18 protein-coding genes are annotated in these 22,258 nt (G+C 35.5%); 6 read left to right on the plus strand and 12 right to left on the minus strand.

Annotation, left to right across the window (positions count from 1 at the left end; genetic code table 11):
• Positions 1–2: 2 nt before the first annotated feature.
• Positions 3–668, plus strand: a complete 666-nt coding sequence (locus JJL45_RS03535) for a peroxiredoxin family protein (protein WP_068603263.1) — start codon at positions 3–5, stop codon at positions 666–668.
• 69 nt (positions 669–737) lie between these two features.
• On the plus strand, positions 738–1,526 hold the full coding sequence (locus JJL45_RS03540) for a leucine-rich repeat domain-containing protein (RefSeq protein ID WP_068603265.1): 789 nt from the start codon (positions 738–740) through the stop codon (positions 1,524–1,526).
• A 26-nt stretch (positions 1,527–1,552) separates the two neighbouring features.
• Here JJL45_RS03540 and JJL45_RS03545 read toward each other — a convergent pair whose 3' ends face one another.
• The 6 genes from JJL45_RS03545 to JJL45_RS03570 form a co-directional block, all read right to left on the minus strand.
• On the minus strand, positions 1,553–2,062 hold the full coding sequence (locus JJL45_RS03545; protein WP_068603266.1) for an acyl-CoA thioesterase: 510 nt from the start codon (positions 2,060–2,062) through the stop codon (positions 1,553–1,555).
• 220 nt (positions 2,063–2,282) lie between these two features.
• Entirely contained in the window at positions 2,283–2,861 is a 579-nt protein-coding gene (locus JJL45_RS03550; protein ID WP_068603267.1) for a hypothetical protein, read from the minus strand.
• Positions 2,862–3,201: 340 nt separating this feature from the next.
• Positions 3,202–5,631, minus strand: coding sequence for an arylsulfatase (locus JJL45_RS03555; protein ID WP_082935942.1), 2,430 nt, complete (start codon positions 5,629–5,631; stop codon positions 3,202–3,204).
• A 212-nt stretch (positions 5,632–5,843) separates the two neighbouring features.
• Positions 5,844–6,989 (minus strand): BamA/TamA family outer membrane protein, encoded by a 1,146-nt coding sequence (locus tag JJL45_RS03560; protein WP_068603269.1) that lies wholly within the window; start codon positions 6,987–6,989, stop codon positions 5,844–5,846.
• A 63-nt stretch (positions 6,990–7,052) separates the two neighbouring features.
• Positions 7,053–8,129 carry a hypothetical protein gene (locus JJL45_RS03565; RefSeq protein WP_068603270.1) on the minus strand — a complete coding sequence of 359 codons (1,077 nt, stop codon included), beginning with the start codon at positions 8,127–8,129 and terminating at the stop codon, positions 7,053–7,055.
• A 217-nt stretch (positions 8,130–8,346) separates the two neighbouring features.
• Positions 8,347–9,282: an SPOR domain-containing protein gene (locus JJL45_RS03570; protein WP_068603271.1), complete on the minus strand. Its 936-nt coding sequence runs from the start codon at positions 9,280–9,282 to the stop codon at positions 8,347–8,349.
• A gap of 104 nt (positions 9,283–9,386) precedes the next feature.
• On the opposite strand from JJL45_RS03570, the gene dprA reads away from it, so the two are divergent.
• On the plus strand, positions 9,387–10,490 hold the full coding sequence (gene dprA / locus JJL45_RS03575; protein WP_068603276.1) for a DNA-processing protein DprA: 1,104 nt from the start codon (positions 9,387–9,389) through the stop codon (positions 10,488–10,490).
• Between the two features lie 454 nt (positions 10,491–10,944).
• Here the strand turns inward: dprA and trpS are convergent, their stop codons facing one another.
• Positions 10,945–11,913 carry a tryptophan--tRNA ligase gene (trpS, locus tag JJL45_RS03580; protein WP_068603278.1) on the minus strand — a complete coding sequence of 323 codons (969 nt, stop codon included), beginning with the start codon at positions 11,911–11,913 and terminating at the stop codon, positions 10,945–10,947.
• A 148-nt stretch (positions 11,914–12,061) separates the two neighbouring features.
• Here trpS and JJL45_RS03585 point away from each other — a divergent pair, with 148 nt between their 5' ends.
• The 3 genes from JJL45_RS03585 to JJL45_RS03595 all read left to right on the plus strand — a co-directional run bounded on the left by JJL45_RS03585 (position 12,062) and on the right by JJL45_RS03595 (position 14,930).
• Positions 12,062–12,802, plus strand: coding sequence for a lysophospholipid acyltransferase family protein (locus tag JJL45_RS03585; protein ID WP_068603281.1), 741 nt, complete (start codon positions 12,062–12,064; stop codon positions 12,800–12,802).
• Between the two features lie 176 nt (positions 12,803–12,978).
• Positions 12,979–13,698: a glycosyltransferase family 2 protein gene (locus JJL45_RS03590; protein WP_068603285.1), complete on the plus strand. Its 720-nt coding sequence runs from the start codon at positions 12,979–12,981 to the stop codon at positions 13,696–13,698.
• A gap of 2 nt (positions 13,699–13,700) precedes the next feature.
• On the plus strand, positions 13,701–14,930 hold the full coding sequence (locus tag JJL45_RS03595) for a glycosyltransferase family 39 protein (RefSeq protein ID WP_068603289.1): 1,230 nt from the start codon (positions 13,701–13,703) through the stop codon (positions 14,928–14,930).
• Positions 14,931–14,987: 57 nt separating this feature from the next.
• Here the strand turns inward: JJL45_RS03595 and JJL45_RS03600 are convergent, their stop codons facing one another.
• The 5 genes from JJL45_RS03600 to JJL45_RS03620 all read right to left on the minus strand — a co-directional run bounded on the left by JJL45_RS03600 (position 14,988) and on the right by JJL45_RS03620 (position 22,246).
• Positions 14,988–15,977, minus strand: a complete 990-nt coding sequence (locus JJL45_RS03600; protein ID WP_068603291.1) for a T9SS type A sorting domain-containing protein — start codon at positions 15,975–15,977, stop codon at positions 14,988–14,990.
• 19 nt (positions 15,978–15,996) lie between these two features.
• Positions 15,997–17,475: a glycoside hydrolase family 30 protein gene (locus JJL45_RS03605; RefSeq protein WP_068603292.1), complete on the minus strand. Its 1,479-nt coding sequence runs from the start codon at positions 17,473–17,475 to the stop codon at positions 15,997–15,999.
• A gap of 17 nt (positions 17,476–17,492) precedes the next feature.
• The gene (locus tag JJL45_RS03610; RefSeq protein ID WP_068603294.1) at positions 17,493–18,944 is read right to left on the minus strand and encodes a glycoside hydrolase family 30 protein; all 1,452 of its coding nucleotides are present in this window, start codon (positions 18,942–18,944) and stop codon (positions 17,493–17,495) included.
• A 61-nt stretch (positions 18,945–19,005) separates the two neighbouring features.
• The gene (locus JJL45_RS03615; RefSeq protein ID WP_068603296.1) at positions 19,006–20,760 is read right to left on the minus strand and encodes a SusE domain-containing protein; all 1,755 of its coding nucleotides are present in this window, start codon (positions 20,758–20,760) and stop codon (positions 19,006–19,008) included.
• A gap of 10 nt (positions 20,761–20,770) precedes the next feature.
• Positions 20,771–22,246 carry a RagB/SusD family nutrient uptake outer membrane protein gene (locus JJL45_RS03620; protein WP_068603299.1) on the minus strand — a complete coding sequence of 492 codons (1,476 nt, stop codon included), beginning with the start codon at positions 22,244–22,246 and terminating at the stop codon, positions 20,771–20,773.
• Positions 22,247–22,258 lie beyond the last annotated feature (12 nt).

A 22,258-nucleotide genomic window follows, 5' to 3' on the forward strand; every position in this document is an offset into this window, starting at 1 on the left:
CCATGTCCGATTACAATTATCACAGTTTTAAGCCCTCCGATTACGATTTTAAACATTTTAAAGGGCCAAAAGCAGGCGAAAAATTCATCGATTTTAAGGCTTCAACTTTAGAAGGGAATGTAGTCTCTTTATCTGATTATTTGGATAAACCCATCGTTTTGGATACAGGAAGTATAACCTGTCCTATGTATGCAAATACCCAAAAGGACATGAATGCCTTACAAGCAGCATATCCCAATTTTCATTTTTTACTGCTTTATGTTCGTGAAGCACATCCTGGTGGCAGAACCAAAGCAATTAAAAGTATGGATGATAAATTTATTCATGCAAAAGCAACCTGTGAACTCTATCCAGAAACTAGAGAAATTTTAGTGGATTCATTAGATGGACATGCCCATTTACTTTACGGAGGCATGCCCAACATGACTTACGTAATTGGTACCGATGGCATTGTGAAGTTTAGAGCTAATTGGACGAATATAGAGGCTTTAAAAAAGGTTTTAAAAAACATTAATAAAGTGGAGCCTCAAGCCTTTTATCCTGTGGTTAAACCACCTTTAACTATAGCTTTAAGAACCTTGTTAATAGGGGGTGTAAGAGCCTTATTTGAATTCATGGTGAATTTACCAAATTTACTAAAGCAACATAAAGATGCAGGTTCTATGTGAATGGTATATTAAGTTTTAAATAATTTGTATTCTTTTATGTATTTTTATAAGAAAGAATAACCTTAACCCATGCCAAAATCCAGTACATCCATTAGAGAAATTACAAAATCGCCCCTTGATTTTGTGGAATTGAACCTTGATTCTAAACATTTAAAAGAGCTCAATCCTAAAATTAAAGCCTGCTTAAATTTAGAAATACTTTCGCTTCAAAATAATAAATTAACCGTTATTCCTGATTGGATCGGCGCATTATCTCATTTAAAAACATTACATGTAGGAGGCAATCAGTTAGAAAGTTTGCCAGAAGCATTGGGTACTTTAATTCAACTAAAAACAATGAGTTTAGGTGGTAACCCTATTAAAAAGCTTCCTGACGCTATTGGTAAGTTAAATCTTTTAGAACAACTTAAAGTAGATGACGGTCAATTAACCAACCTTCCAGAAGGATTAGGTGCCTTTTCGCATTTAAAGGAATTGGATTTATTTAGAAATCCTATTAAACATTTTTTAGAAGATGTTTCAGGCCTAACTAGTTTAACGTCCTTAAATGTATCACAAACCCAATTGAGCACGTTTCCGGTAAACATTTGTTCATTAAAAACATTGGAATATTTAGCTATAAGTTCGGATGGCATTACATCCATTCCAGAGGAAATTAAAAATCTAAGTCAATTAAAACAGCTTGTTTTGTCTGGATGTCCTATTACAGCGTTTCCAGAAAGTCTGAGTAAGCTTAATAATCTTGAAGAGCTCAGTCTATACGACACAAAAATACCTGTAGAAACTGCTAAGCAGCTTTTTGAAAACATGCCAAACCTCGTTAGACTAGAGCATCCAGATGCTTATCTTTCACGCTAAAATAGACTTTAAAATTCTTTTAGTTTTTATTCAAACAAAGCTTTGAGCTCCGTAGCGTCTTGAGGCTTTATTTTTCCAGCAAGAAGTAAACTAAGTTGTTTTCGGCGTAAGGCCGCTGCAAAGCGTTCTTTTTCCAGACCGGTTTCTGGAGCGACTTCTGGTACAGCTACTGGTCTTCCGGTTTCGTCTACAGCTACAAAAGTATAAATGGCTTCATTGGCTTTTGTTCGTGCACCCGATTCACGATCTTCAATCCATACATCAATAAAAACTTCCATAGAAGTTCTAAACGCTCTAGAAACTTTAGCTTCTACCGTTACTACACTACCTAAAGGCACAGCGCTATTAAAAGCGACATGGTTTACCGAAGCCGTTACTACAATTCTACGACTATGGCGTCTTGCCGAAATAGCAGCAGCACGATCCATTCTAGCCAATAACTCGCCTCCAAACAGGTTGTTTAAGGGGTTCGTTTCGCTGGGTAAAACCAAATCGGTCATTATCGTTCTGGATTCTTTAGGAGCTTTAGCTGTCATTATTTTTGAATTAAAGCTCAAAGGTACTGCGTTTTATGTGATTTTTGGAAGTTTTACTGTATTGAAGCCTCACTTTTAATAACATTTAATTGTTCGACCTCAATTGTTTAAATAATAGCTTGCTAGAAGTGTTAATTTTTTTGATATATAACAAAATATTGATTGATAGATTACATCTGTTAAAAGGCGTGACATCAAGTTGAAGGGTTAAATTAGCTTTTTAAGTAATGGGCAGGCCTTTACCTTGTTTTTTCATGATGCCTAGTAGTGTTTTCGCATCCAGATCAATTTTTTGAACCATTTGATTGTTTACTACGACAACTTCTCCTTCTAAATGATTTGTTGTGCTGGGAAAGAATACCACAGAACTTGTTTCTTTTTCATCAACTAAAAGGCCCGGTTTATTGCCTAAAGTTGTATTAACTAATACAGGAATACGCGTATCTGGTTTCGGACTTATTTTATTCTCTAAATCTGATTTATACTTTGAGTAGCCAGGTATAACGTCCAATAACATGGCTTCAAACCAATTGTAAAACTTCATAAATCTTGGAAAGGTTGCCAAGTAGCCAAAAATGTAAAAAATAATTAATATTAATATACCTGTGGTTAAGGTTATGGAATATTTACCAAGGAAAGCATCTAAATGTAAATTGTGAGCAACAAATTTACCTAAGTGTTTTATTTTGTACCATAGTTTTTCAATAACTATAAATAGTACAAATAGGGGTAATAAGTACATCATACCACTTACAATTTTATTTCGTGGTTTTTCTAAGCGTTTTTTATAATCTCTCATTTGTTTCAAGTTGGTTAATTTGTATTACAGTTTTAGATTATGTTTTTTGTGTTTCCTTATTCAAGTTTGATGAAGTAAAGTCTGATTAAAATGGTTTTTATTAAAGCTTTTTATTTGTTGATTATTATCGGTTTAGAGTTTTAAATTTACAAAGTATTTAAGGAACTTTGAAATAAAACATTAACAATATGAAGATTATTGGTATTAATATTTTTTAATCTGTCATTTTGAAATTAAATGTTTTTATAGTGTTTTAGTTTTCAATACGGAATAAAAAAAGCTGATTTTGAAAGATCAAAATCAGCTTTTAAAGTTATTAGTACTTTAATATGTATTTTAATTATTGCACCATCATAGCACGTCGTGCTTCAGCTTCTAAGTTAACATAAGGTTCGCCTTCAACAGTCACACCAACGCCTTGAATCTTTCCTCCTTTAAACGTGCCAGGAGCTTTATAAAGATTACTTACGTTATCACCACTATCGTAACCTATACATAAACCATCACCAGATAAGGTGAATTTAGCTGGTTGCGTACGCATTGGGCCTTCGGCAACAACGTCTTCGTTAATGTAGAGTTTCATGTTTCCTATAGACTCACCATATTCTCCAGCTTTTTCTCTATTAAATTCCATACCAAGTGTATATGTTCCTGGCTTTAAGGTTTTGTTAGAAACAAAAACTTGCTCTGGCTTAATGCCTAAGAAGTTATAGACGTAGTATAGCTTTTTATCTTTAATGAACAAAGAGTGACCGCCAAATCGCGAACCGTGAGCAAAAAGTACACCACTAGCATTAGAATCGGTAATCTCTACATTGGCTAGGATTTTATAATCACGTCCTCTAACATTTACAGCAACACCTTCTGGTACTGGAGCCGTATTTGGGTAGTATATGTAACGGTCTTTTGCTTTTTCTTGTGTTGGTCGCTCTATGGTTAATAATTCTGCAGGGCCTCTATCATCTAAAGGTAATACCTTGTTAATTTTGGCTTGATTAAACCACTCGTCTATAAGTTCTTGTAATTTTTCTGGGTGTTTTTCAGCAAGATTATAAGTTTCAGAACGATCTTCGGCAACGTTATAAAGTTCCCAAACATCTTTGTCAAAATGACCTTTACCACTAATAGGAGCGTGTACGGCAGCTGCTTTCCATCCGTCTTTCCAAATGCCTCTAGTTCCTAACATGGCATAATATTGTACTTCTTTTTTAGTTTTTGCGTCTGGTGCGGCATCAAAAGTGTAAGCCATAGATACACCCGATAATGGTGTTTGTTTTACGCCATTGTAAACCTCAGGGAATGTAATTCCACATACTTCTAATAAAGTTGGTACAATATCTACGGAGTGATGATATTGATGTCTAATTTCTCCTTTAGCTTTAATACCTTTTGGCCAATGAATAACTAGTGGATCGTTGGTTCCTCCAGCATATTGCGAGTAACGCTTAAACATTTTAAATGGTGCTGAGAACGCAGCAGCCCATCCGGTAGGGAAATGGTTATAGGTATCTGGACCTCCTAAAACATCTATGTATTTCATGTTTTCAGCAAGCTCATCTGGATAGCCATTAAAGAATTTGTTTTCGTTTACAGAACCATTAGGACTTCCTTCTCCTGAAGCACCGTTATCGGCAGCATAAAGGACTATGGTATTGTCTAATTGACCTGTTTCTTCTAAATAATCAATGATGCGTCCCACTTGAGCATCGGTATACTCAGAGAATCCAGCATATACTTCTGCCATTCTTGAAAACAGTTTCTTTTCGTTCGCGTTTAGTTTGTCCCATGGGCGTACAAAATCTCCTGGGTTAGCCATATCTTCAGGCATAGGGTTAAAGTCTGCCATGCCTGTGTTTTCAGGTAAGATGCCTTTTTCTTTCATACGGCCAACTACCCATGTACGATATGCCTCATAACCGTCGTCAAATTTACCTTTGTATTTAGCGGTATATTCGGCAGGTGAATGGTGTGGTGCGTGATTGGCTCCAGGGTTAAACCACATATAAAATGGTTTTGATGGGTTGGTTGCATTTTTATCACGTAACATGGTAATAGCTTGATTGGCTAAATCTTTAGATAAATGATAGCCTTCTTCTGGCGTTTCAGGAGCTTCAATAAAATGGTTGTCCATTACTAAGTCTGGATACCAGTTGTTAGTTTCACCTCCTAAGAATCCGTAAAAACGGTCAAAGCCCATTTGAGTAGGCCATTCACCACGGCTTGCTCCAGGAGCGATATCCTGTTCAGGGACATTATGGTTTTTACCAATCCAAAAGGTGCTATACCCATTATCGCGCATAATTTGTGCAAAAGGTGCACAATCGTCAGGTATATGACCGTTTGATCCTGGGTAACCATCGGCAGTTTCGGTAATAGAAGCCATTCCGTTTAGGTGATGGTTTCTTCCTGTAAGAATGGTAGAACGCGTTGGTGAACACAAAGCTGTAGTATGCCATTGCGTATATGTTAAACCATTGGCTGCTAGGCGGTCCATGGTTGGCATATTAATGCGTCCACCATATGGAGACCAAGCTCCTAGGCCTGTGTCGTCATATAAAATAAATAAGATGTTAGGTGCACCTTCTGGTGCCGATTTTGGTGTGTAAGCCGTCCAATCGGCCTTTGAATCACGAACATCTAAGGCGATCTTGCCTTTAAAATCGTTATCTGATGCGGTGGTTTGCTCAGTCTTCCCAGCATCATGGTTGGCATCCTTACATCCAACTAAAAGGAGGGCTGCAGTTGCTAATGTAATTGTAATTTTTTTCATAAAAAATTGGGTTAAGTTAGCTATAACTAACAAGGGATTAATAACTAAATCTCCATAAAGATAAAGTTTTTTATACAATGATTACAAATTTTTAAAATAATGATAAAATTTGAGTTCCTGCCTTTAACCTCTGTATATCAGATGTTTCTGAATATTTTTGGATAGAGTGCTATTAAAATATGGTGCAATGAAACCATTAGAATTGTAGAAGTTTAACTTCTAATATTCCAAGCCGATCCAAAAACAATATACCAGCCAAAATCATGATTTGACCAAGCAAGGTCCACGCCCGTTCTAAGTTTAAATTTTCTGGCGATTAAATATCTAAATCCTGTGCCATAGTTGTAAATGGTTTCAGCATTTTTGAAGGATATTTGTTCCGAAGGTGCCTTGGATGCTCCAACAAATCCTATGGCACTCCACCTAGGTGTGATGTCGTAACGTTGTTCGGTTTCTAGCATGTAGGTTTCATCACCTTGATATCTGGCCATGGGAACCCCACGGGCTTGAATAGAAGGTTTACTATAAAAAGGCGCATCTCCAAATTGAAAGGTACTTTGATATCTGAAACCACTTACCCATTTAGGGGTAAACTGAAAATATTTTGTTAAGAAGATATTTAAATTTTGAAACTCATAATCGCTTCCTGTCCAAGACGAATTTACCAAATACTCAATATTGGCAAGCCACCCGGTGTCTGGAGTGAAAATGGAATTACGTTTGTCAAATTCGGCCTGTAAGCCTAAACTGCCTAGCTGACTTTTTAAATCTTTTTCTAAAATATCATCTGGTCGGTTTTCAAAATTGAAATTAGGATCTATGTTATTATTAAGATACATGTATTCTAAACCCATATACAGTTCGGTTTTTCCTATTTGGCGTAGTACAGAACCGTACAATACGGTCGATTTAAAATTAAAACTAAAAGCTTGTTCTCCTACAATTGGAAGGGTTCTATAAAAGTCTAAGTTGGCATTGCCGTAGGCTGCAGCCACACGGTATTTTAAATGTAGTTTGGGTAAAGATGCGATACGCATACCGCCAATGCCCCAACTTTTATTTGCAGTATACCCAATAAAGCCTGCGGTAATATCGGGTGGAATGTTTTCGCCTTCTGTTTTGTATTTATTAGGTTTGATGAAAACAGGCGTGAGCAATAGACCAATATTGCCTAAAGCTGGTTCTGTAATAATTTGTGGTACGGGGATAAAGCCGTTGTAGTCAATCAATAAATTACTAACATCTAATTTGCCATCAATAGAATCTTTTAAAACTTTGAAAGACATTTTAGGTTTGTCCTGAGCAAAGGATAAAAAGGTGATGAGAAAGAAAAAAAGGATAAAAGACTTTGTTTTCATTGTGTTGAGGGATTTAAAGTAGTTAAGTTCTATTTTTTATTTCTCATGGAATTTCTAGGGTAATTATCTGAATTCTTTCTTTTTAACACCGAAACGGTATTGAATTCCTGTTAAAATAAAACGCTGTGCATCAGAAAGGCTGTATTCGCCTCTAAGCATCCACTTTTTATTAACTTGTAGGTTAAAGCCCATTTGAAAAGTAACGGTTTGAACCAGTTCTTTTTTAATGTTATAATCAATTTCTGTTGAAAACACACCACTGTCATTTACTTTGTCTTCAATAGTTTGTAAGGCTTGATTTTGGGCTTGTAGTTTTAGTTTTTCTGCAGCCGATGTACCAGGGTCGTCTATGATGTCTTGATTGCTAGCAATTTTACTATCCACTGTTTCGTTAAACTTGGTATCTATATCTGGGAAAACTTCGTTGAAGTTAATCTTTCCTGTGCTACCACGAGCACCAACAAAGTCTCTGTACATAACACCAACATAAGGGGCTATCATAAATTCTTTATTCTTTTTTGAGAGTCCGAAACGATGTCCGAATCTTCCAGAAACGGTCGCATAACCTATTTGGTTATCAAGCAAGGCCGTACTGGTTCTTGAGTAATTAAAATCGATACTAGAAAAATAGCCCTTCCATCCAAATACAAGGGTACTTCCCAGGCCATAAGTCATGGCGTCAAAATCTACATGAGATGAGAATTCAGGAAGCTGTAAGATGATTTCACCTTCAGAATTTTTCCAAGTTGGTTGAAGTTGTACCTCGGTACCGCCCGTTACAGTTGAAACTAGTGCGTAAACATTTAGAAAAGGTAATATCCAAGCATCAGCTCTAAAATTTAAACCATTAGTTGTAGCGCTTACTTGTTTGAAATTTAAGGTTTCAACGTTTACAATGTTTGTGAGGTCATGACCAGCAATCGATAATCCAAATTCAGTAATCTCTAAATCCATGAAAGTGTTCACGTAATTTATATTTAATCCAAAAGGGAGCTGAAGCTGGTCAGCCATGCCACGTTCGGCAACTTTATCACCCCAAATAGGTAAAACATAGGGAAATGCTATGGAGTCTTGAGTTTGCGCTAAGGATTTAACAGGTAAGTATAATGTAATAAGAAAAAGAATTATAAATCGCTTCATATTAAATACGCGGTTTGAGTCATGGTTTTACAGGCCCTAAAGTAATTAAAACTTTTGAACTTTCACCTAATGTACGGTTTATCAATCTATGTTAATCGTATGGGAAGTAACAAAAGCATACAGGTTTTGAGTTGTAAAATTTAGATGCTTAAGCATAAAAAAAGGTTAGTTTTTCGAGAAACTAACCTTTTTTTATGTGTTAAATAATATTTTGTAATTAATCTAATTGCTTCGTTAAAAGCCAAGCCGTAGAATTGTGAGATTTTTTAATGTTGCGCAGTGCTTTTAAAGCCTCTAGACGGTTTTCGTAACTGGCATAAACCACTTGGTGTAAACCGTATTTGTTAACCCCAATTTTTCTTGCACTAAAACCTTCAGATTTTAGTTCGTTAACTTTTTTGTCGCAATTTTCTTCTACACGAAAAGCTCCTGCAATAATATGGTAGTTCCCTGTTTGTTTGGTTACATTTAAAGTAACAGCAGGAAGCGGATTTAAGTTAAAAGTAGCTTGTTGAATTTGGGTATCCAATTGTTTTGCAGCCTCCTCTTGGGCTAATTGGTTATGCGTTTCCACTTGGTCAACATAATATTTTGAAGCTCCTAAACCACCTAAAGTCAAGGCAATTAAAGCTACTGCCGCATATTTTAAATATGATTTTGTTTCACGCTTTTCAGGAGTGATGGCAATAGGAACAACTTTTTCGATTTTTGCAACTTCTTTTTTGTACACTTCACGTGTGATAACAGGAGTTGACAATTGAGATAACCCAAAGGCATCAGGTAAGTAATTTAATTGATACGTAGGTTCAAATAAAATTTTACCCTCTTTATTAAAAACAATATCACCAATGTTTTTAAAGGTTAAAGTTTCACCTTGTGTTAAATATGATTTTATTAGTCGAACACGTTTCTCGATTTTTTTGTTGGCAATCTCGAACGGGATTTTTTCAATTTCAGCAATATAGTTGGCTAACAAGCCATCATTTTTCTGAATTTGCTCATTAAAAGACAATACTTTTTTGGGTGCATGGAACGTATTTGTGTCGGTATTAATCGTTGCCGAGACAGATTGTGTTAAAAACGCACCAAAGCCAGGAATGGTAACGCACTCATATCTATAGAGTAAATCGCTAATGTATGTTTCTAGTTGCATAAGTTCAAAGTTATAAAATAATGGGGATAGATAAAATTTAAGCTTAACTTTTTATTAACAGTAGGAAAATTCTTTTAATTTAGTTTGAGATTTAATCAGATACCATGACAGAAAACGATTTGCTTTACACGCTTGCCCTCCAGCATGTACCCAATATTGGTGATATTACAGCCAAAAAGCTCATGGCACATTGTGGTTCTGCGGAAGGGGTTTTTAAAGAAAAGCAACATAATTTACTTAAAATTGACGGTGTCGGACAAGTGATTTTAAACAGCCTCTTTAAGCCACACCATTTAAATGAAGCTGAAAAGGAAATTGAATTTATTTATGCCAATGAGATTAAAGTGTCGTTTTTTGAAGATGACGACTATCCAGATAAATTGAAACACTGCATCGACGGTCCTATTTTACTGTTTGAATCGGGGCAAATCAATTTGAAAAAACAAAACATCATAAGCATAGTAGGTACTCGGAAAATAACAACGAGTGGTGTTGCTTTTTGTGAAGAACTGGTAGAACATTTGGCCCCTTACGATCCTATTATTGTTTCGGGGTTTGCTTATGGTACCGATATTACAGCACATAAAGCGGCCATGAAAAACGAATTGCAAACGGTGGCCTGTTTGGCGCATGGTTTAAATCAGATTTACCCTAAAGTACATAAAAAGTATATGGTTGATATGGAGAAAAATGGTGGTTTTATTACCGATTTTTGGAGTAATTCAACCTTTGATCGTAACAACTTTTTAAAACGAAATCGTGTTATTGCTGGGTTAAGTGAAGCGACTATTGTTATTGAATCTGCTGAAAAGGGCGGAAGCCTCGTTACTGCTGATATCGCTAATTCTTATAACCGCGATGTTTTTGCCGTTCCCGGAAGAACCACCGATAGCCAAAGTATAGGTTGTAATAATTTGATAAAGCAACAAAGGGCGCACATGCTTACTACCCCTTTAGATGTGCCATATATTTTAAATTGGGCGTTAGAGGATGTAAAAAAACCAGCCATTCAAAAGCAACTTTTTGTGGAATTAGACCCTTCCGAAAAATCGATTTATAGTTACCTAAAAGACAATCAAAAACAGCTATTAGATGTCATTGCTTTAGAATGCCAGTTGCCCATTTTTAAGGTAGCGAGTATTCTTTTAAATATGGAGCTAAAGGGGGTTGTTAGGCCTTTACCAGGGAAGTTGTTTGAGGTGATTTAATTCCTGCGAAGGCAGGAATCTAATTAAGGAAAGGTAGTTACACTGAGATACACTGAGATACACAGAGAAGTCGCAGAGGTTCACGGAGGCATTCTTCGTATAATACATAATGAATTGATGTTATTCAGAGGAAGAATTTGTTCGGGTGACTATTGCAAAAGTAGTTTCACGGAGATACACAGAGACGTCACAGAGGTTCACGGAGGCATTTTTTGTATGGAACATAATGAATTGATGTTATTCAGAAGAAGAAGCTGTTCGTGTAAATATTGCAAAAGTAGTTTCGCTGAGATACCCAGAGAAGTCGCAGAGGATCACGGAGTCATTTTTCAGTAAAAAACATTATGGAAAACAAAAACGCTCAAAATCAACAAAAAGTAATTTTATTGAAGTTGAACGTTTTATTATTTTGAAATCTCGTATTTAAATCATAAGATTCCTGCCTTCGCAGGAATTAGTAACCAACTTTAGCGCGCACTCGGGCTAAAACATCATTTGCAACCAGTCTGGCTTTTTCTGCACCAATGGCTAGGGCTTTATCAATTTCTTCTATGTTATTCATATAGTAGCTATAGCGTTCGCGTTGTATGGCGAATTTTTCTACCACCAATTCAAATAGGGCTTGTTTGGCATGACCATAACCATAGTTGCCATTTTCGTAATTGGCCTTCATAGTTTCTATTTGAGCTTCATCGGCTAATAATTTATAAATGGCGAAACAGTTACAGCTTTCCCAGTCTTTTGGATCTTCAAGAGCTGTACTATCCGTTTGAATGGCCATAATTTGCTTGCGCAATTTTTTATCGGTTTCAAAGATGTTAATCGTGTTGTTTCTACTTTTACTCATCTTTTCACCATCTATTCCAGGAATAAGCATGGTGTTTTCTTGTATTTTTCCTTCTGGTAATACAAATGTTTCACCCATTTTCGCATGGAAGCGAGAGGCTACATCACGAGTCATTTCAATATGTTGCAATTGATCCTTTCCTACAGGAATAATATTGGCGTCATAAAGTAAAATATCGGCAGCCATTAGCATAGGATAAGTAAAAAGCCCTGTATTAACATCTTCTAGTCTGTCGGCTTTATCTTTAAAACTATGTGCTAAGGTTAAACGTTGGTATGGAAAGAAACAACTTAAATACCAAGACAATTCTGTGGTTTGTGGCACATCACTTTGTCTATAAAACACGGTTTTTTCAATATCTAAGCCAAAAGCAAGCCAAGTAGCAGCAACGGAGTAGGTGTTTGATTTTAAGGTCTCTGCATCTTTAATTTGTGTAAGTGTATGCAGGTTTGCAATAAATAAAAAGGATTCATTTTTTGGGTCGTTTGCCATTTCAATGGCTGGAATTAGTGCGCCTAAAATGTTTCCTAAATGTGGTGTTCCTGTACTTTGAATGCCTGTGAGTATACGTGCCATAAATTTTTTGTAAAGCGCAAATTTAAAGATAAGTTGGACAATAAAAAAAGTGGTAGAGGCCACTTTTAAAAATAAGCTGAAATATATCTATTTTATATAATTAGTATGCTTTAGAGATAATCAAATTATAATACTATTTTTGAAGCTTATGAAAATTCTGAAATACATATTTTGGACCTTTTACCGTATTTGGTTTTACATTTTAGTGTGTTTGCCCATACTGATATTGTTTCCGTTTTTAATACTATCTATTTTAAAGGAATCTTGGTACCCATTCTTTTTTAGGTTAGCTCGAATTTGGGCTAAATTTATTTTAATGGGTATGGGGTTTGTTCCTTTAATAAAACGCGAAGAAGCTTTAGACAAAAGCAAAAGCTATATGTTTATTGCGAACCATACCTCTATGGCCGATATCATGCTCATGTTGGTTACGGTTAAAAATCCGTTTGTTTTTGTAGGGAAAGCCGAGTTGGCTAAAATTCCGTTATTCGGATTTTTTTACAAGCGTACTTGTATTTTGGTAGATCGCAGTTCGGCTAAAAGCAGGCATGCTGTTTTTTTAAGGGCTCAAAAGCGCTTAAAATCGGGTTTAAGTATTTGTATTTTTCCTGAAGGCGGTGTGCCCGAAGAACATATTGAATTAGATACCTTTAAAGATGGGGCTTTTCGACTGGCCATTAATCATCAAATTCCAGTGGTGCCTTTAACATTTGCCGATAATAAGAAACGATTTTCTTTTACTTTTTTTAGCGGAAGTCCTGGTTGTATGCGTGTGAAGGTACATAAACTTATTCCAACCAGTGGCTTAACTATTGATGATACTAAAGACTTAAATACTAGGGCTCGTGAGGTTATTTTGAAGCAGTTAGATGTTTTTCGAAAAAATTAAAAAAGTTATATTTCATATATAAATTACAGTTTTAATATGAAGGGGTGATTTTTGTAAAAAGAAAAACAATATATTTAATCCTTAATTTAATTACATACGGTTGCAAACTTCAGTAAAATCAATGATTTTTTGTGTTAGAAGCCAATGGTGTTTTAGCATAAAATATATTTTTTAATATGATTATAACCAAATTATCTATCATAATACCTGTCTATAATGAAGCGAATACAATTCATAGAATTTTAGATAAGATAAAAGATGTTCAACTTATAAATGAAATCACCAAGGAATTAATTATTGTAAACGATTGTTCTTCAGACGACACTAAAGGCGCAATTTCTCGTTACATAGAAAATAATCCTGATTTACTAATTTCATATAATGAACACGAAGTAAACAAAGGAAAAGGAGCTGCCTTACATACAGGAATAAGTATGGCCTCTGGAGAAATTCTTGTTATACAAGACGCCGATTTAGAGTATGACCCGCAAGAGTATAATGATTTACTAAAGCCTATTGTTATGGGTTTTGCCGATGTTGTTTATGGGTCGAGATTTAAAGGGAGTAAGCCACACAGGATTTTATTTTTCTGGCATACTATTGGGAATAGATTTCTTACTTTTTTATCAAATATGTTTACAAATTTGAATTTATCAGATATGGAAACTTGTTACAAAATGTTTCGAACTGACATAATTCAAGGTCTTAATCTGAAAGAAAAAAGATTTGGTTTTGAACCTGAAGTTACTGCCAAAATTTCTAAAATAAAGGGAATAAGAATTTATGAAATTGGAATCAGTTATTACGGGAGAACTTATGATGAGGGTAAGAAAATAGGTTGGAAAGATGGTTTTAGAGCAATTTGGTGCATTCTTAAGTATAAATTTAATTTTTAAGAATGAAACTTTTTAAACAGTATTCAGTTTTATACCTATTACCACTATTATTCATTTATATCGCGATATCAATTGTTGTTGTTAATAACGAATTAGGTGGAGACCAAGAGAGGTATCTCATTTTTGCGAAAAACCTGTTAAATGGTAGTTATGCTATGGATGGACCGCTTTTTTTATGGAATGGACCAGGCTATCCTATTATAATTTCTCTTTTTTTATTTCTAAGTGAATCAGTTGAAGTAATTAAAGGTTTAAATGTTATTTTTCTTTTTCTAGGAATAGTCTTTTTTTACAAAACATGTTGCCAGTTTTTTAATAAAAGGCTTGCTTTATTATTTTCTTATTTGTTAGGGTTTTATTATCCAAATGTGCTTTTTTCTATTAGATATGTACTTACAGAGGCTTTTGCTTTTTTTTTAGCATGTGGTTTGTTGTATTATTTGAATTCATGTTTACTTAAGCCTTCAAAAGTAAAATTAGGATTAGCTTCATTTTTTTTAGCTTTTTTAATATTAACTAAGGTCGTGTTTGCTTATGTCGTATTTGCTGTAATTGGTGTTTTAATCCTTTTTGCAGTTTTTAAAAAATATAGAAGAGAAGTTTATAGGTTGCTTATTATATGTCTTCTCGCTAATATAATAACATTGCCTTATTTGTTTTATACTTATAATTTAACTGGAAAATTCCCTTATTATTCTAATTCAGGAGGTCAGTGTGTTTACTGGTTAAGTACGCCTTACGAAGATGAATTGGGTGAATGGGTTTTAGCAGGTGGAAATACTTTTGAAAAAAGGCCACAATATAAAACGCATAATGAATATTTAAACTCAATTAATCAATTGGGGCCAGTTGAGAAAGATGCTGCCCTAAAAGAAAAAGCTTTAGAAAATATAAAAAATAATCCTAAAAAATTTCTGAAGAATTATATTTCTAATGTTAGTCGATTGTTTCTAAATATTCCTAACAGTTATACGTATCAGGAGTTTTCCTTTATTTTGATTGCTGTCCCTAATAGTTTTGTTTTTGTTTTCTTGTGTATCAGTATTTTGTTAACACTTTTTTTAAGAAAAAGAATAACCATAGATATTATATTTTCAGCCTCTTTTGCAGTAATATATCTTTTTGGTAGTTCGTTGTTATGTGCGTACCCTAGGATGCTTTTTCCTATACTACCGTTTATGTTTTTATGGTTTTTTTATGTGATTAATTTATGGAAGACTTCTGAAACTTAAACACTAAAAAGCGTAAAAAGCAACGGCTTTTTACGCTTTTTAATGATTTAGAAGGAATTAATGAACTATAAATTTCTTAATCATATTCTGATTGGTTGCATCAGTGAAATAAGCTAAATACAGGCCTTTGCTAATACCGTTTAGGGGAATTATATGCTGCGTATTAAAGGCTATATTTTTAGATGTTATTTGGCGTCCAGAAATGGTGTAAATCGACACTTTTATTTCATCACGAGTTGATGATTTTGGTGTATTAATTTTAAGGCCCAGTCCTGGAATGTATGCTGCGTTAATAGTTTCAAAGTTTTGTTGGTTTATATTCAAGGTGTAATTGCAACCATTAAAAACATCATAAGTGTTTTCTCCAGAATTTGTTAAGGTTATTACTCGATTGGATCCAGAGACCGTAGCGCATCCAGAGGCAGGTGTTTCTTCAGTACCCCAAGCATCTCCATTAAGGTATTTGTATTCTATAGTTACTGGGTAATTGGCTGGAGAGGCAAGCCTAACCGATTTGCTGTAAATATCTCCTGAAGTATTAGAAAGCATTAAATCATCAGTAGTCCAACCATTTATATCGCCAACAATATGTAAGCCAGATGCCGCTATAGTAGCTTCGGAAGACGCATCGACATTAAATGTTAGATCGAATCCTGTGCCATCAGCATTACAACCTCCAAAAGGAACGGTTTCTAAAACTAAATCTGTTCCAGAGTCGTTAACATAAACCATCCTGTTGCCATTGTCTGTAGCACATGGCGCTGTAGGTGACTCTTCGGTACCCCAGGTGTTTCCATTTAGAAATTTATAAGTATACCAGCCTTTAGTTAGCGGTATTACCGTAGAATAAATGGTAGAACTTCCTTCTTGTGTCAATGTGGTTATGCTTGGATCCCATCCGTTTAATGAACCTACAATGTGGATGCCATTCGGACTAATCGTTCCAGAGCCTAAGTCTACGCGAAATATAACGTCTACTTGAGCAAATAATGGAAATGATAGTAGTAGTGTTAATACAATAGTACTAAGCATGTAGTTGTTTTTCATAATATATAAAATTAAAGGGTTAATAGACTATGGATTGTATGGCATGGGCAGGGATATTTAGTGATACTTCTTGGTTTTCAACAATAAATTTATAGGCAATCGCCTCATCTGTTTTATTCATAACTACGGTTACAAATTCATCATTCTCATTTTTAAACGTTGTGCTTTCAATGGTGCTTCTGCTTGTAGTTGTGCTTATTCTAAGGGCATTTGGTTTAATAAATTTTGAAAAATGACCTATGTAATAATAAGACGGTGTATAGATTAATTCGTTGGTTCGAGTATCGGCATGGATAGGAGCGAAACATAAATTCTGAACATGATTAGGTCCGCCAGTTTCATCAAGCAAAATATTCCAATCTGTCCAGCCTACAGTACCGTTGTTGAAATCGTTAATCATGGAATTGCCATAGCGTTCGGCATTAGACCATCTGAAATAATGTTCTGCACTAAAAGCTTCTTGGCAGCCTTCGGTAAATAGTAGGTTTTTAGTAGGAAAGGATTCTTTAATGTTTGCTAAATTTTCATACTTAGGTTCGCCACCTGTCCATGTTTCATACCAGTGAAAACCAATACCCCAAGCATATTTTGCAGCTTCTGGATCTTCAAAAATAGTATTGGCTCGTTGCGAAATTAAGTCTCTGTTATGGTCCCAAACCACAATGTTTTTATCGCTAAAACCAGCCTTTTCAAATGTTGGACCTAAGTTGTTTTTTAAAAAGTCGCGTTCTTCTTCTGCTGTATAGATACAAGATTCCCAGCGTTGTTTCGCCATAGGTTCGTTTTGAATGGTTACCCCCCAAACAGGAATACCTTCAGCTTCATAAGCTTTAATGAATTTAACAAAGTAATCGGCCCAAGTTTGATAGTATTCTGGGCGTAGTTTTCCGCCTTGTAACATATCATTATTGGTTTTCATAAATGGAGGAGGACTCCATGGTGTTGCATAAAAAACCAAATCATCTTTAATTAAAGCCATGGCTTTTTTAATCATTGGGATTCTAAATTGTTTGTCTTTTTCAATAGAAAAAGTTTTTAATTCAGTATCACCTTCTTCAATATAGGTATAGCTTTTTGAGCTAAAATCACAGCTGTGAATACTAGTTCTAATAATGTTATAATTGATACCGTTTTTGCCGTAATAAGCCTGTAAGAGCTCTTCTTGTTTATCGGCGCTTAATTTTGCAAACACTTCTGCTGAAGCATCGGTTATAGCACCACCAATACCTAAAAATTTCTGGAAACTCTTTTTTGGGTTTACAAACACCGAAATATCCGTTTCTAGGGGCTGTTTTGCAGGTTTAAAGGAAGCTTCATCAGTTAAACTCAATTTTAAATTGGTGTTTTCGGCTGTGGTGTAAACCTTTAAAGAGGTAATGTTGTAGTTTATTTCAGGAGCTTTTTCATCTACTATTTCTGTCGATTTGGTTTTTGTATCTGTACAAGAAGCCAAAATAATAGCAGCAAGAACGAGGAGGTTGTATTTTGAAAAAATCATAGTCGCTAAGTTTTAAATTACCAAATAAATGTTCCTAGAGCACCAGCGTCAAGTGACGTTGTAACAGGTTCGTCTGAAGCATTTATATTGAAAGTTTTTTTAGTGTCTGTATTATTTAAAACAATGACAACTATTTTGCCATCTGGCGTTTTAAAAGCTACGTTAGGCAGATCGGAAGCATAATTAGATTCAATTCTTTTCGATCCTGGTCTAACAAATTTTGAAGCATGAGCAATAATATAATAGGCTACGTTTTTCTTAACCGTATTGCCATCAATGGTTAAGGCGCCTAAACATTCTGTGCAACCACCGTCGGTGTGTGGTTCTAAATTAGAATCTGCTGCAAGGTTCCATTCCAAAACCGTTTTACACCAATTTCTTGTTGCACCAATTATGAGTTCTCTGGCGTGCCATTTTAAGTTGTTGTCAAAGGTTTCATTAATACCAACCCACTGCTCGGTAAAATATAAGTTTTTGTCTGGGTGGGCATTGTGCACTAAACTCAATTTATCGATACTCCCGCCGTATAAATGAAAGGCAGAACCGTCAATATATTTTTTGGCATCTGGATCATTTAGGATAGAAATTGGATAATCGGTTCTATCGGCATTATGATCATAAATAATAATTTTTGTAGCTATTCCTGCTGTTTCAAACGCTGGTCCTAAATGGTTTTTAACAAAAACGGCCTGATCGGCAGCTTCCATTAATAAACTCGGGTTATTGCCAGGGTGTAAAGGTTCATTTTGTACGGTAACGGCATCAATAGTAATACCTTCGGCAGCCATAGCTTCAACATATTTCACAAAATATAAGGCATAGGCATCGTAGTATTCTGGTTTTAAACTGCCTCCTTTAGAGTTTTGATTGGTTTTCATCCAAGTTGGAGGCGACCAAGGCGATCCCATAATTTTAATGTTAGGGTTGATGGCTAAAATCGCTTTAAGTACCGGGATTAAATTTTCTTTGTCTTTTGCTATTGAAAATTTGGTCATAGCAACATCAGTTTCGCCTGCTGGCAAATCGTTGTATGAAAATGGTGCGGCATCTAAATCTGATGCCCCTATGCTTATTCTTAAATAGCTAACACCAATATTTTCGCCATCCCATTTAAAAAGATCGTTTAATAAGTTGCTTTTATTGGCTGAAGACAAGTTGTTAATGTGTAATGCACTTCCGCCAGTTAATGAGTAGCCAAATCCATCGATTTCTTGATACGTATTACTGCTAGATACGTTAATGGTGAAGTTTGAATTTTCCTTATAGGCTGAAACTCCAGCATCCTGCTTTTTGAATAAAACGGATTGATCTGCTTTTGTAAGATAAAAATCTACATCTACAGTTTCTGGTGTTGTTGGTGGCGTAATTTGGTCGGAAACATCGTCATCTTTTTGACAACTTTGACAACCAAAAAATGATGCTATTAATGCTGCTGAAATGAAGCTTTTTTTTAAGATTTTTAAATTCATTTTTTTTTAGTGTATTGAATTCACGAAACCCTAGCGTGTAGGATTTCGTGAATATAATTGTTTAGGGTTGAGTGAATTCGTAGGTTCCTGTGGCGTAGTTGTTTGTAACTTCAACGTTAACTAGGTAATTGCCGTCTGTTACAATGTTTCTAATATTAGAGCCACCTCCGTTAGTCATGCCTCCAGATAGAGCTGAAGGGTCGTCGCCTCCAAAATCGTTATCCCAAGGTGAGAAAAACTTCATATCGAAATTTGCTTTTAATGCTACGGTACTTGTAAACTTAAAAGGGTGTTCATAAGTTAATAAATACTCGTTTCTGCCATCCCAATCTTGATTGATTTCATCCCAGTGAAATAAGAAAAGATTGTAGTAACTCCATTGAAATTTAGCATTAGCAAAATCTATAGCAAAGGCATAGGCTTGATCTCTTTCGACTGAAATATCTCCTGCTTCTTCACTTAAATCTGAACTTATCATAACTTTGGCGTCATCGGGAGCATCGGTAGCACCAATATTGGCAAACATGGTATAGCTGGTTCCTGAGCCATCGGCTGAGGTGTTTAAAGCAACCATATCCCCGTTTTGTAGGGCGAAATGCGCGTCGGTTTTAAATACATCGCCATCTTTGGTTAACTCGGTAGTCATACTGCCGTTTACAAACAAAAACAAGCTGTCGGGCGTATCAATTGGTTCTGATGCATTAGGATCTTTTTCAATGTTGTAGGTATAGGCACTCGCTGATAAATCTAGAGTAACTATAACACTGCCTTTAATTTCTCCAGGCACATCTTCATAAGTTAACCCTTGACTTGCGGCATCAGATTCCATAATAACTTGGTTGGTAGTTCCAGTAACACGTTTCATTAGGTAATCCCAGTAGCCACCGTCGTTAACATCGGCACGGAATAAAAATCCGCCTGTGTCTACAAAGTCCATGGTCGCTTGCCATACGCCGCCTCCTATGTATTCCAGAGGTTCATCGCTACCCCATCCACCAACAATTGGGCTACCTTTCACATTCCAACGTTCTATTTTAAGCATGGTGTAGGTGTTGTTGTCTAAATCTACTCGAATTCGATATGCGCCATCTTCGCTTACCGAGATAGCTGTTCCAGATTTTACCAGTTCACCGTCGTTAGCGCCGCCTCCGTAAACATGAGCAGGTAAAGATTGTTCACTGTATAATTTAAAAGTATTACCGGCTGTTAAACTGGTGTAAATTTCATGTATATTTGAAGGATCTCCATCGGCATTATTAAGTCTTTTTAGAGGAATAGCTTCAGCGATATTATTATTGTTTTCTGCAGCAGTACCCGATAAAAATAATTGATCAGGAATAATTTCATTCTCAAACCTTTTAACGGTTATTTTTTGAATGTCATTAGATTGTTTATTAATGCTGCTTGCTTGAACAGCCCAAGATAGTTCGGCATTACTATCCGCAGGAAAGCCTGCCATAGATAAAGCTTCGTCTAAAGTTTCATAAGAAACGGAGGCAGATAAATCTTTACCTCCATTTCCTGAAACAAAAATTAACAAAGGGCTATCAAACTCAGTTGTTCCTAATGTGTCAATAAGTACCTTATAAGTAACAATGTATCCTTCTGATGATTCGGCCGCATCCCAATTAAAAGTAACCGTTTCATTAGGCGTACTTTGATTTAAAATAATTGTGGCTTCATTTTCGGGTGAAGTAATGGTAGGGTTACTTAACTCCCATTGTCCTTCAGGTTGTAAGTTGTCTTCTGTTTCACAAGCTGCTAAAGTAACAGCTGCTAAAAAAAAGCAAATAATGTTTTTATATAGTGTTTTCATAATGGTTGTTTTATAATGGAGGAAGCGTTAATGATGGGTTTCTATCTAATTCTTGTTGTGGAATAGGTAGAAATATTTTGTCTTCGGTCATATTATAATTCACGGTGCTACCATCTCTTAAATCAATTTCTACTAGATTATTTATGGTTGAAACCAATTGATTATAACGTGCTAAATCGTCCCATCGCTGACCTTCTTGTACAAGTTCCAAACGGCGCTCATTGAGTATGGTTTGTTTCAATACATCTTTTGAACTTTTTTGCGCGTCTGTAAGATCCGGTAGGTTTACTCTATTTCGAATTCTGTTCACCTCTGTTGCAGCGGCTTCCAATTGATTTAATTCATTTAGTGCTTCAGCCTTTAAAAGCACAATATCACCGTATCTTAGTATGTACTGTCTGTTAGAGCTGGCCCAACCGCTAGCTTGTTTCCATTTGTAACTAAAAGGAACAGAGCTACCTGCGGCATTGCCCCAATACTCATCAACCCACTGTACTTCTTCAAATAAAACAGAGGCATTTTTTCTAATAACATCGCCTTGAGCATCAAAGGCATTTATTAAATCGTGCGAAGGCGTTACAAATTTTCTCCAAGAATCACCAGAGATTGATGGTGGTAAAAGAAGTTGTGGTCCAAAATTACCTTCGTTTCCTCCTAAATATTGAATTTCAATAATAGATTCGGCATTGTTGTAATTATTGCCGTCAAATAAATTTTCAAAGGCAATAAGCGTATAGTTTGCTGCACTAGATTCTACTTTTTGAATGTGGCTTAATACCTTGTCATAATCTGGGTTAGGTTGTTGTGCATAAGCTTTTGCGGCTAATGCATACGCAGCTCCAGCGGTTGCTCTTGCTTTGTTTACGCTAGAATCTTCACCATAAACGTCTGGTAAAAGTGTAGCCGCCAGCTCTAGATCTGAAGTGATTTGCTCATAAATTTTTTCTATGGATGTTCTAGGGATTTGAACACTTTCTGGCGACGTCGATTTTATAGTGCTTGTAATTAATGGTACCGCACCCCATGATTTAACAAGGGTAAAATAGTGGTATGACCTTAAGAAATAGGCTTCCCCTTTTATTTCTCTTTTTCTAGCTTCTGTTAATAGAGGGTCTGTAACATCATCAACACGTTCTAAAACAATATTAGCTTTAGAAATGGCATTGTAAATATTAGACCAGTTTTTATATAGCCTAGAATGTGTAGGCGTGATTTCTAAAAAATCGATAGCGAAAATTTCAGGATTATCACCTCCCGCATAATTATTATCTGAACGAACGTCTTGGAAAAGAATATTATCCCAAACATAGTATTCAGCCGATTGAAAAGATTCGTAAGCACCAATTAGCGCTGATTCAATTTGACTTGCAGTCTCGTAAGCGTTTTCACTAGTTTCTTCCGAAATGGGCGTTAAATCCAAATAGTCCTCACAAGATGCTAAAACTAATAGACTTAGTAATAGTGTTATTATTTTATTTGTTTTCATGATTGTTTTTTT

The organism is Tamlana sp. s12 (genome assembly GCF_016767215.1).
GTDB lineage: Bacteria > Bacteroidota > Bacteroidia > Flavobacteriales > Flavobacteriaceae > Pseudotamlana > Pseudotamlana agarivorans.

Bases quoted from the DNA above. Each gene is read 5' to 3' on its own strand.
- JJL45_RS03535 (WP_068603263.1), top strand. From the start codon at position 3: ATGTCCGATTACAATTATCACAGTTTTAAGCCCTCCGATTACGATTTT.
- JJL45_RS03540 (WP_068603265.1), top strand. From the start codon at position 738: ATGCCAAAATCCAGTACATCCATTAGAGAAATTACAAAATCGCCCCTT.
- JJL45_RS03545 (WP_068603266.1), bottom strand. From the start codon at position 2,062: ATGACAGCTAAAGCTCCTAAAGAATCCAGAACGATAATGACCGATTTG.
- JJL45_RS03550 (WP_068603267.1), bottom strand. From the start codon at position 2,861: ATGAGAGATTATAAAAAACGCTTAGAAAAACCACGAAATAAAATTGTA.
- JJL45_RS03555 (WP_082935942.1), bottom strand. From the start codon at position 5,631: ATGAAAAAAATTACAATTACATTAGCAACTGCAGCCCTCCTTTTAGTT.
- JJL45_RS03560 (WP_068603269.1), bottom strand. From the start codon at position 6,989: ATGAAAACAAAGTCTTTTATCCTTTTTTTCTTTCTCATCACCTTTTTA.
- JJL45_RS03565 (WP_068603270.1), bottom strand. From the start codon at position 8,129: ATGAAGCGATTTATAATTCTTTTTCTTATTACATTATACTTACCTGTT.
- JJL45_RS03570 (WP_068603271.1), bottom strand. From the start codon at position 9,282: ATGCAACTAGAAACATACATTAGCGATTTACTCTATAGATATGAGTGC.
- dprA (WP_068603276.1), top strand. From the start codon at position 9,387: ATGACAGAAAACGATTTGCTTTACACGCTTGCCCTCCAGCATGTACCC.
- trpS (WP_068603278.1), bottom strand. From the start codon at position 11,913: ATGGCACGTATACTCACAGGCATTCAAAGTACAGGAACACCACATTTA.
- JJL45_RS03585 (WP_068603281.1), top strand. From the start codon at position 12,062: ATGAAAATTCTGAAATACATATTTTGGACCTTTTACCGTATTTGGTTT.
- JJL45_RS03590 (WP_068603285.1), top strand. From the start codon at position 12,979: ATGATTATAACCAAATTATCTATCATAATACCTGTCTATAATGAAGCG.
- JJL45_RS03595 (WP_068603289.1), top strand. From the start codon at position 13,701: ATGAAACTTTTTAAACAGTATTCAGTTTTATACCTATTACCACTATTA.
- JJL45_RS03600 (WP_068603291.1), bottom strand. From the start codon at position 15,977: ATGAAAAACAACTACATGCTTAGTACTATTGTATTAACACTACTACTA.
- JJL45_RS03605 (WP_068603292.1), bottom strand. From the start codon at position 17,475: ATGATTTTTTCAAAATACAACCTCCTCGTTCTTGCTGCTATTATTTTG.
- JJL45_RS03610 (WP_068603294.1), bottom strand. From the start codon at position 18,944: ATGAATTTAAAAATCTTAAAAAAAAGCTTCATTTCAGCAGCATTAATA.
- JJL45_RS03615 (WP_068603296.1), bottom strand. From the start codon at position 20,760: ATGAAAACACTATATAAAAACATTATTTGCTTTTTTTTAGCAGCTGTT.
- JJL45_RS03620 (WP_068603299.1), bottom strand. From the start codon at position 22,246: ATGAAAACAAATAAAATAATAACACTATTACTAAGTCTATTAGTTTTA.